This is a genomic window from Cellulomonas jepli (assembly GCF_047229345.1).
Classification (GTDB): Bacteria; Actinomycetota; Actinomycetes; order Actinomycetales; family Cellulomonadaceae; genus Cellulomonas_A.
In genome coordinates this window covers 37472-47407 of sequence record NZ_JBFTER010000029.1, presented here as the reverse complement: position 1 = coordinate 47407, position 9936 = coordinate 37472, and the positions used below count along the sequence as shown (strand labels likewise).

Genomic DNA, 9936 nt, shown 5'->3' with positions numbered 1-9936 from the left:
TGGTTCTGCGACGGCTCCGTCGCGTCCATCTTCATCTCGTTCTCGGCCGTGATCATGTCGAACTCACGGTTCGCGATCGTCGCGTACGTCGAGTCGCTCAACCGGTTCGCCGCGATCGCCGTCCCGAAGTACCGGCCGCTCTGCTGGGCCGCCGCAGCCAGGGTGCTCGCCGCCGACTGCGCGGGTGCCGTCACCACCAGGCCGGCGAGCGCGGTGGCGAGCGTCAGGCCCGCCGCGATGAGTCCGCGCCGGGCGAGCCCGGCGCGTCGTGGAGTCGTCCTCATGCGTACCTCTCTCTCAGGGTGCCCGTCGTCGTCGACGGGCGGGTACGGCCGGGCCGGACGCCTCTGCACCGATGGATATCGATTTCGAGGGGGCGGTCCTCACCCGTGTTGGCGCTCACGGTCGCACGATCGGTCGGCGAACCGAAGGGATCGGGGTGGGCCTGAAACGTTTCTTACGGGCACACGCGTCGAGCACGGGCGAAGCCGCGGCCCGCCGGTCGGGCGGGCGGTCCGCCCGCACCCCGGCCCGGTGCTCCGCCCCGGGGTCCCGACCCACCCGTCCGCCCTCACCCGTCCCGGTTGCTCACGTCCGGGCACGGCTGACCGATGGGCGGTGCGTCAGGCGGGACGGCCGCCGGTCACGGGTGGGAGGGCACAGTGGAGGACATGGACGACATCGTCCGTGAGTTCCTGGTCGAGAGTCACGAGAACCTCGACCAGCTGGACCAGGACCTGGTGGCCCTCGAGGAGACCCCGGGGTCGCGGGAGCTCCTCGGCAGCGTGTTCCGCACGATCCACACCATCAAGGGCACCGCCGGCTTCCTCGCCTACGGCCGGCTCGAGCGCGTGACCCACGCGGGGGAGAACCTCCTCGTGGAGCTCCGCGACGGCAAGCGCTCGATGGACCAGGGGACGACCGACGTCCTGCTGCGTCTCGTCGACGTCGTGCGCGAGATCCTCACCGCGATCGCCGCCGACGGCACCGAGGGCGCGGTCGACATCGACGGCGTGCTCGACGCGGTCGGCCGGCTGCAGGCCGGGCGCGACGCGTCCGCAGCGCAGGACCCTGCGGCTGCGGCGTCGGACGCCGGCACCGGGTCCGCGACGCCTGCCGCGGCCGCCGCACCGTCCGCCACCGACGTCGCCGTCGCCTCCACGACCACCGACGTCCCGAGCGACGGACCCGCCGAGACCCCCGCCGCGAAGCCGGCCGCACGCGCCGCCGACCCGTCGCGCGTGATCGTCCCGCGCTCGGCGCGCGCCGCCGCGGCGAGCGCGGAGCCGTCCGCCGTCGCCACGCCGCCGGCCCCGGAGCAGCCCGCACCGGTCGCCGTCGTCCCGACCCCGGCCCCGGCCGCGCAGCCCGCCGTCACCGCGCAGCCCGCCGCCGCACCCGCCGCGCAGTCCGCCCCCGCGTCGGCGTCCACGAGCTCCGAGACCTCGATCCGCGTCGACGTCGAGCTGCTCGACGCCCTCATGCGCCAGGTCGGCGAGCTCGTGCTCTCGCGCAACCAGATCAGCCGGCTCGCGGGCGACCGCTCCGACGTCGACCTGGTCCGCTCCGCACAGCGCCTCAACCTCATCGCCGGCGAGCTGCAGGAGGGGGTCATGAAGACCCGCATGCAGCCCATCGACCACGTGTGGTCCAAGATGCCGCGCGTCGTCCGCGACCTCGCCGCCGCGTGCGACCGCGAGGTCCAGCTCGAGATGGTCGGCCGCGACACCGAGCTCGACCGCGGGCTCCTCGAGGCCGTCAAGGACCCGCTCACGCACCTCGTGCGCAACGCGGTCGACCACGGCATCGAGTCGCCCACCGAGCGCGTCGCCGCGGGCAAGTCCGCGCGCGGGCTGCTCACGCTGCGCGCGTACCACGCGGGCGGTCAGGTCGTGGTCGAGGTGGCCGACGACGGCCGCGGGATCGACACCGAGAAGGTCGCCGCGAAGGCCGTCCAGCGTGGCCTGCGGACGCCCGAGCAGGTCATGCTCATGACCCCGCCCGAGCTCATGCAGCTGCTGTTCCTGCCCGGCTTCTCGACGGCCGAGGCCGTCACCAACGTGTCCGGCCGCGGGGTCGGGATGGACGTCGTGCGGACCAAGATCGAGGCCATCGGCGGCACCGTCGACGTCGACTCGACGCTCGGCGAGGGCACGGTCTGGCGCCTGCGGATCCCGCTGACGCTCGCGATCATGCCCGCGCTCACGGTCGTGTGCGGCGGCGACCTGTTCGCCGTCCCGCAGGTCAGCCTGCTCGAGCTCGTCGCCCTCGACGGCCAGCGTGCCGGCGCCGGGATCGAGCGCATCCAGAACGCCGCGGTGTACCGGTTGCGCGGGGAGCTGCTGCCGCTCGTGTCCCTCGCGGACGTGCTGGGCATCCCGGTGGAGCCGGGGTCCTCGACGGTCATCGCGGTCGTCCAGGCCGACCACCAGCGCTTCGGGCTCCTGGTCGACCGGGTCCTCAACACCGAGGAGATCGTCGTCAAGGCGCTCTCCGCGCGGCTCAAGGCCATCGGCATCTACGCGGGCGCCACGGTGCTCGGCGACGGTGCCGTCGCGCTGATCCTCGACGTCCAGGCGATCGCGCGCCGCGCGCTCGTCGCGGAGGGCGAGCAGCACGCACGCGAGCGCCGCGGCGCGGTGCAGGAGACCACGGAGCGCGTCGTCGAGCAGCTGCTCGTCGCGGGGATCGGGGGCGGACGCCGCGTGGCGATGCCGCTCGCATCGGTCGCGCGCCTCGAGCACGTGCGGATCGACCAGGTCGAGCTCGTCGGCGGCCGCGAGGTCATCCAGTACCGCGGGACGATCCTGCCGCTCGCCCGCCTCGACCGGGTGCTGGGCGTCTTCGACAGCGTCCGCAAGGACGAGCTGCTGCTCGTCGTGTACACGCGGGCGGGCCGCAGCGTCGGGCTCGTGGTCGACGAGATCGTCGACATCATCGACGACGACGTCTCGCGGCACAGCGACATCGAGGACGCGGGCCTGACCGGCTCGACCGTCCTGCACGAGCGCGTGACCGAGCTGCTCGACGTCCGGGCCGCGGTCATGGCTGCCGACCCGGCGTTCTACGACGTCGTCGTGCCGCAGCAGCGGCGCGCGTCCGAGCTCGAGACGGCAGGGGTGTGACCGTGCAGTACGTGACCTTCACGCTCGGCGGGAGCCTGTACGGGGTCGACGTGACCCGGGTCCAGGAGGCGCTGCGCTCGCACGTGCGCACGCGCGTCCCGCTGGCCCCCGTCGGCACCGCCGGCCTCGTGAACCTTCGCGGCCAGGTGGTCCTGACGATCGACCTGCGGCCCCGGCTCGGCCTCGAGCCGCTCGCCGACGACGCGGAGCCGATGATGGTCGTCGTCCAGGTGGCCGGCGAGCCGATCAGCCTGCTCGTCGACGAGATCGGCGACGTCGTCGAGGTCGGCCCGGAGCGGTTCGAGCAGCCGCCCGACACGCTCGACGCGGAGCTGCGCGAGCTGATCCTCGGCGCGTACAAGCTGGAGGGCGACCTCCTGCTCGTCCTCGACGTCGACGCGGCGACCGCCACCTGAGCGAGTCACCCGGACGACCGTTCAACTGGGCTCGCGCCCGGTCGATGTGCACGTCAGGCATGGATGCTGAGACGAGGAGCACGGACGCATGAGCACGACGACTCGGGACGCGCGGTCGCTGCTGCGCCGCGGCGCCGACCTGCTCGCCCGGCGTGAGCGCGCCGACCTCGTCGCGGACGCCGGCACGCCGGCTGCTGCCGGGGCCGGCGGGTCGCCGGTCGACGGGGGGCCGGGGCGTGCGCACGGCGTCCTCGCGGTCGTGCGCGACCGTTCGGTGCGGACCAAGATCCTCACGTCGATCCTGCTGCTCGCCGTCGTCGCGGCGGTCTCGGGCGGCGCGGCCGTCGTCACGATGCAGGGCATCACGGCCCGCACGGCCGAGCTCGCCCACCTCCAGGAGACGCTCGTCGCGAGCCGCGCCGAGGTCCAGAAGGCCGTGACCACCGCGCGGCTCATCGTCGCGCAGCTCGCGGCGTTCGAGAAGGAGCAGCTCCAGGACGAGTGGCTGGCCCGGCAGAAGGACAACGACGCCGTGCTGCAGGCCGCGATCGCCGACCTCGACGCCGTGGGCGGCGGCGGCGAGACCTGGGAGAACTTCAAGATCGCGTACGCGCAGTGGATCAAGGTGCGCGACGTCCAGCTCGTGCCGGCCGCGCTGAAGAACGACACCCCGTACTACTCGAGCCTCGTGCAGAACGTGAGCCAGCCGCTCATCGACCGCCTCGAGGCGACCCTCGAGGCGCTCGACCAGGACACGACCGCGTACTTCACGGAGGTCGCCGCGGAGGCCGAGCAGCAGTCCCAGCGGGCCGTGGCGACGCTCGTCCTCACGCTGGGGACGGCGCTCGTCGTGGTCGTCGCGCTCGGGTACGAGACCGCGATGTCGATCCGGCGGGCCGCGCGGGAGGTCCAGGCGTCGCTCGAGGCGATGGCGGGCGGCGACTTCACGGTCCCGGCCCCCGTGCGCAGCCGCGACGAGCTCGGGCGCATGGCGGAGGCGCTGGGCGTCGCCCAGGCGGCGGTCCGCGAGACCCTCGTCGGTGTCGTCGAGATCGCGAGCACCGTCGCGGGGGCGGCCCACGAGCTCGCCGCCGCGAACGCCCAGGTCGCCGCGAGCTCCGAGGAGACGTCCGCGCAGGCCGGCGTCGTCGCGGCCGCCGCCGAGGAGGTCAACCGCAACGTGCACGTCGTCGCGGCGGGGGCCGAGGAGATGGGCGCGTCGATCAGCGAGATCGCCCAGAACGCGAACCAGGCGGCCAAGGTCGCGACGGACGCGACGGGCGTCGCGGAGACGACCACGCAGACCGTCGCGCGGCTCGGGGTCTCGTCGTCGGAGATCGGCGACGTCGTCAAGGTCATCACGAGCATCGCCGCGCAGACGAACCTGCTCGCGCTGAACGCGACGATCGAGGCCGCACGCGCCGGCGAGTCCGGCAAGGGCTTCGCGGTCGTCGCGGGCGAGGTCAAGGAGCTCGCGCGCGAGACGGCGCTCGCGACCGAGGACATCACGAAGCGCGTCGAGGCCATCCAGGTGGACACGCGCCAGGCGGTCGCGGCGATCGAGGAGATCACCCACATCATCGCCTCCATCAACGACTACCAGCTGACGATCGCCTCCTCCGTGGAGGAGCAGACGGCCACGACGACCGAGATGTCCCGCGGGGTCCAGGAGGCCGCCGCGGGGTCGGGCGAGATCGCCGCCAACGTCACCGGCGTCGCGTCGGCCGCCGAGACCAGCTCGCGCGTGCTCGCGCAGATGAGCGACTCGGTCGTCGAGCTCGCGCGGCTCTCCGAGGAGCTGCGCGGCCGCACCGCCGCCTTCACGTACTGACCGACCGGACCGAGGACCCATGACCACGCACGCACACGCACGTACCGCCGCTCGCCGCCGCACGTCCTGGTGCGCCGCGGGCCTGACCACGCTCGCGCTCGCCCTCACGGGCTGCGGCGCGGTGGGCTCGACGGGCGCGGTCGAGGCCCCGCTCGTCGGCGTCGCGATGCCCACGACGACGTCGGACCGCTGGATCGGGGACGGCGAGAACGTCCAGGACCAGCTCGAGGCGCTCGGCTACGGCGTCGACCTGCAGTACGCGGAGAACGACGTGCCGACGCAGGTCGAGCAGCTCTCCGCGATGATCGCCGCCGGAGCCGACGCGCTCGTCGTCGGCTCGATCGACGGGGTCGCCCTCAAGGACGTCCTCGCAGACGCGGCCGCCGCCGACATCCCGGTCATCGCGTACGACCGCCTGATCCGCGAGTCGCCCGACGTCGACTACTACGCGACGTTCGACAACCAGCGCGTCGGCGTCCAGCAGGCCACGACGCTCCTGCAGGGCATGGGGGTGCTGGACGCCGCCGGGCAGCCCACGGGCGCGCCGGGACCGTTCGTCGTCGAGCTCTTCGCGGGCTCGGCGGACGACAACAACGCGACCGTCTTCTACGAGGGTGCGATGACGGTGCTGCAGCCCTACCTCGACGCCGGCACGCTCGTGGTGCCCTCGGGGCAGACGGACTTCGCGGCGATCGAGACACCGGCGTGGGACCCGAAGAACGCCACCGCGCGCATGCAGGAGCTGCTCCCGGCGTACACGGGCACGGGCGTGACGCTCGACGGCGTGCTGTCGCCGTACGACGGCATCAGCCGCGCGATCCTCGAGTCGCTGCGCGGCATCGGCTACGGCACCGACGCGCAGCCGTTCCCGACCGTGACCGGCCAGGACGCCGAGGTCGACTCCGCGCGCTCGATCGTGGCGGGGGAGCAGTACGCGACGGTCTACAAGGACACCCGGCAGCTCGCCGAGGTCGCCGTCGCGATGGTGCACGCGCTGCTTGAGGGCGTCGAGCCCGAGACCAACGACCTCACGTCGTACGACAACGGCGTGAAGGTCGTCCCGTCCTACCTGCTGACCCCGCAGGTCGTGACGCGCGAGAACTACGAGGCCGTCCTGGTGGACGGCGGCTACTACACGGCGCAGGAGCTGAGCTGACGTGGCACGACCGACGACCGACCCGCACGGCCCCACCGCCCCGGCCCCGCGCTCCCCGCGGGCGTCGTGGTTCTGGGACCGCTCCGTGGGCACGAAGATCACCGTCGCGATGCTCGCCCTCGTCGGGGTCTTCGGCCTCGTCGGCGGCGCCGGCGGTGTCGCGCTGTGGCGCGCGGGCCAGAACCTCGAGGAGATGTCCGGCCTGACGGGCCAGCTGCAGACCGCGATGGCCGAGCTGCGCACGGGGCAGGCCCGCAGCCACCTGCTCGTCCGGCAGCAGGCAGGCGCCGCCGACGACGTGACGCGCCTGCAGCTCACGGAGAGCCAGGCGTGGAACGACCGGGACGTCGAGCGGCAGATCGCGGCCGTCGCGGACTTCCCGCAGTCCGAGACCCAGCAGTGGGCGGACTTCCAGGACCGGTGGGCCGCGTGGCTGGCGTACCGCGACGCGACCCTCGTCCCGCTCGCGCAGGCCGGTGACGTCGACGGGCTCGAGCAGGCGATCGGGGCCAGCGTCGCCGCCGACCCCATGTGGGCCGGCCGGGCGCTCGCCCTCGCGCAGGGCCAGATCGACTCGCAGGTCGACGCGATCCTCGCGGAGAGCCGCGCCGAGGTCGACCGGACCATCGTCATCCTCGCGATCGCGTTCGTCGTCGGGTCGCTCGGTGCCGGCTCGCTCGCCGTGGCCGTCGCCCGCCGCACGAGCAGGGCCATCCAGGCCGTGCACCGCTCGCTCGACGCGATGGCCGAGGGCGACCTGACGGTGACGGCCGACGTGCCCGGCCGCGACGAGACGGGCCGCATGGCCGCGTCGCTGTCGACGGCGCAGGCGTCGCTGCGCGAGACGCTCGGCGGGGTCGTGGAGACCGCGCGGACCGTCGCCGCGGCGGCGCAGGACCTCGCGTCGTCCAACGCGCAGGTCGCGGCGAGCTCGCAGGAGACGTCGGCGCAGGCCGGCGTGGTCGCGGCCGCCGCCGAGGAGGTCAACCGCAACGTGCACGGCGTCGCCGCCGGGGCGGAGCAGATGGGCGCCTCGATCCGGGAGATCGCGCAGAACGCCAACCAGGCCGCCAAGGTCGCCTCGGACGCGACCGGCGTCGCGGCGCACACCACGCAGACCGTCGCCCGGCTCGGGGTCTCGTCCTCGGAGATCGGCGACGTCGTCAAGACGATCACGAGCATCGCGGAGCAGACCAACCTCCTGGCGCTGAACGCGACCATCGAGGCCGCGCGCGCCGGGGAGGCCGGCAAGGGCTTCGCGGTCGTCGCGGGCGAGGTCAAGGAGCTCGCGCGCGAGACCGCCCGGGCCACCGAGGACATCGCGCGCCGCGTCGACGCGATCCAGCTGGACACCACGGGGGCCGTCGCGGCGATCGAGCAGATCACCCACATCATCGGGGCGATCAACGACTACCAGCTGACGATCGCGTCGTCGGTCGAGGAGCAGACCGCGACGACGACCGAGATGTCGCGCGGGGTGCAGGAGGCCGCCGCAGGGTCGGGCGAGATCGCCGCGAACATCACGGGCGTCGCGTCGGCGGCCGAGACCAGCTCGCACGTGCTCGCCCAGATGAGCGCGTCGGTGGTCGAGCTCGCCCGGCTCTCGGACGAGCTCCGCGAGCGGACGGTTGCCTTCACGTACTGAAATCGCCCGCCGCTCGCCCGGTCCGGGCCTCATCGCGGGCGAGTGCGAGCCGATCGGTGGACCGACGACAGCGGGGCACCGCCCCACCACCGCGAGGAGCGCACGCCATGACGACGACCGGTCCCTCCGCCCCCACGGGCGACACCGGCACCACGGCCACCCGCCGCGGGCTGACCAGCTCGATCCGGGGCAAGCTGCTCGGCGTCATCGGCGTGCTGTCCGTGGTCGCGGTGGCGATCGGCGGCCTCGGGATCTACGAGGCGGGGAGCCTCGCCGCGAAGACCGCGGCGCTCGCCGACGTGCAGAAGTCCGTCGGCGACCCGCTCGCGACGGTGCACGAGGACCAGCTCAAGGCGCGCATGATCGTCGCCCAGCTCGGCGCCCTCACGTCCGACGAGGCCGAGGAGTTCTGGCTCGTCGAGCAGGAGGAGAACGACGCGGAGCTCCAGGAGGCGCTCGACGCCGTGACCCTGGTGATCGGTGACCTCGAGCCGCGGATCCACGACTTCACGGCGAACTGGGAGGCGTGGAAGGACGCGCGCGACACCCAGCTCGTCCCGGCGGCGCTCGACGACGACGCGGTCGAGTACGAGCGCGTGCTGACCGACGTGACCGAGCCGATCAAGGGCGAGTTCGTCGACCAGCTCGACGCGATCGAGGCCGGCATGACGCAGTACATCGACGGCATCGCCGCCGAGGCGCAGCGCGCCGCCGCCACCGCCCGCGTGATCCTCCTCGTGGCGCTCGTCGTCGGCATCGCCGTGGTCGTCGCACTCGGTCTCCTGCTCGCCCGCTCGATGCGCGGCTCGGTGCTCGAGGTCCAGCGCGCGATCGAGGCCATGGAGCAGGGCGACCTCACGGTCCGCGCCGACGTCACCACGCACGACGAGCTCGGCGCGATGGCGCGGTCCCTCGGCAAGGCCCAGGAGGCGATGCGCGCCACGCTCGGCCGCGTCGCGGAGACCTCCCGCGAGCTCGCGTCGTCCGCCGAGCTGATGTCCGCCTCGACGCACGAGCTCGCGTCCGGCTCGGAGGAGACCTCCGCGCAGGCCGGGGTCGTCGCGGCGGCGGCCGAGCAGGTCAGCCGCAACGTGCAGACGGTCGCCGCGGGCGCCGAGCAGATGGGCGCCTCGATCCGCGAGATCGCGCAGAACGCCAACGAGGCCGCGAAGGTCGCCTCGCAGGCCGTCGAGCACGCGCAGGAGGCCGCCACCACGGTCGGGGCGCTCGGCGAGAGCTCGCAGGAGATCGGGAACGTCGTCAAGGTCATCACGAGCATCGCGGAGCAGACGAACCTGCTCGCGCTGAACGCGACCATCGAGGCCGCGCGCGCGGGGGAGGCCGGCAAGGGCTTCGCGGTCGTCGCCGGCGAGGTCAAGGACCTCGCCCAGGAGTCCGCGCGCGCCGCCGAGGACATCGCCTCGCGGATCTCCGCGAACCAGAGCCAGACGACGTCCGCGGTCGCGGTGATCAGCCAGATCGGCCGGATCATCGAGAGCATCAACGACTACCAGATGACGATCGCGTCGGCCGTCGAGGAGCAGACCGCGACGACCACCGAGATGTCGCGCAGCGTCGGCGAGGCCGCGACCGGCTCCGGCGACATCGCCGCGAACATCACGGGCGTCGCGTCGTCCGCGGCGTCGGCGAGCGCCGTCGTGAGCCGCACCAACGACCAGGTCGTGGACCTGGCGCGGATGTCCGCCGAGCTGCGCGAGCAGGTCGGGGCCTTCCGCTACTGAGGGTGTTCTCACCCGTCCGGG

At 73.4% G+C, this 9936-nt stretch carries 7 protein-coding genes; 6 read left to right on the top strand and 1 reads right to left on the bottom strand.

From position 1 onward, the window contains the following. The coding region (locus AB6N24_RS09250) for an endo-1,4-beta-xylanase (RefSeq protein WP_412869106.1) at positions 1–284 on the bottom strand (284 nt) is incomplete at its 3' end. Positions 285–671: 387 nt separating this feature from the next. On the opposite strand from AB6N24_RS09250, the gene AB6N24_RS09245 reads away from it, so the two are divergent. The 6 genes from AB6N24_RS09245 to AB6N24_RS09220 all read left to right on the top strand — a co-directional run bounded on the left by AB6N24_RS09245 (position 672) and on the right by AB6N24_RS09220 (position 9915). Continuing rightward, on the top strand, positions 672–3125 hold the full coding sequence (locus tag AB6N24_RS09245; RefSeq protein WP_412869105.1) for a chemotaxis protein CheA: 2454 nt from the start codon (positions 672–674) through the stop codon (positions 3123–3125). A 2-nt stretch (positions 3126–3127) separates the two neighbouring features. Beyond that, on the top strand, positions 3128–3541 hold the full coding sequence (locus AB6N24_RS09240) for a chemotaxis protein CheW (protein ID WP_309485012.1): 414 nt from the start codon (positions 3128–3130) through the stop codon (positions 3539–3541). Positions 3542–3629: 88 nt separating this feature from the next. Continuing rightward, positions 3630–5372, top strand: a complete 1743-nt coding sequence (locus AB6N24_RS09235; protein ID WP_412869104.1) for a methyl-accepting chemotaxis protein — start codon at positions 3630–3632, stop codon at positions 5370–5372. Between the two features lie 19 nt (positions 5373–5391). Beyond that, entirely contained in the window at positions 5392–6528 is a 1137-nt protein-coding gene (gene chvE, locus AB6N24_RS09230; protein WP_412869103.1) for a multiple monosaccharide ABC transporter substrate-binding protein, read from the top strand. A gap of 1 nt (position 6529) precedes the next feature. Further along, on the top strand, positions 6530–8173 hold the full coding sequence (locus tag AB6N24_RS09225; protein ID WP_412869102.1) for a methyl-accepting chemotaxis protein: 1644 nt from the start codon (positions 6530–6532) through the stop codon (positions 8171–8173). 107 nt (positions 8174–8280) lie between these two features. After that, positions 8281–9915 (top strand): methyl-accepting chemotaxis protein, encoded by a 1635-nt coding sequence (locus tag AB6N24_RS09220; protein ID WP_412869101.1) that lies wholly within the window; start codon positions 8281–8283, stop codon positions 9913–9915. Positions 9916–9936 lie beyond the last annotated feature (21 nt).

Bases quoted from the DNA above. Each gene is read 5' to 3' on its own strand.
- chvE (WP_412869103.1), top strand. From the start codon at position 5,392: ATGACCACGCACGCACACGCACGTACCGCCGCTCGCCGCCGCACGTCC.
- AB6N24_RS09245 (WP_412869105.1), top strand. From the start codon at position 672: ATGGACGACATCGTCCGTGAGTTCCTGGTCGAGAGTCACGAGAACCTC.
- AB6N24_RS09235 (WP_412869104.1), top strand. From the start codon at position 3,630: ATGAGCACGACGACTCGGGACGCGCGGTCGCTGCTGCGCCGCGGCGCC.
- AB6N24_RS09220 (WP_412869101.1), top strand. From the start codon at position 8,281: ATGACGACGACCGGTCCCTCCGCCCCCACGGGCGACACCGGCACCACG.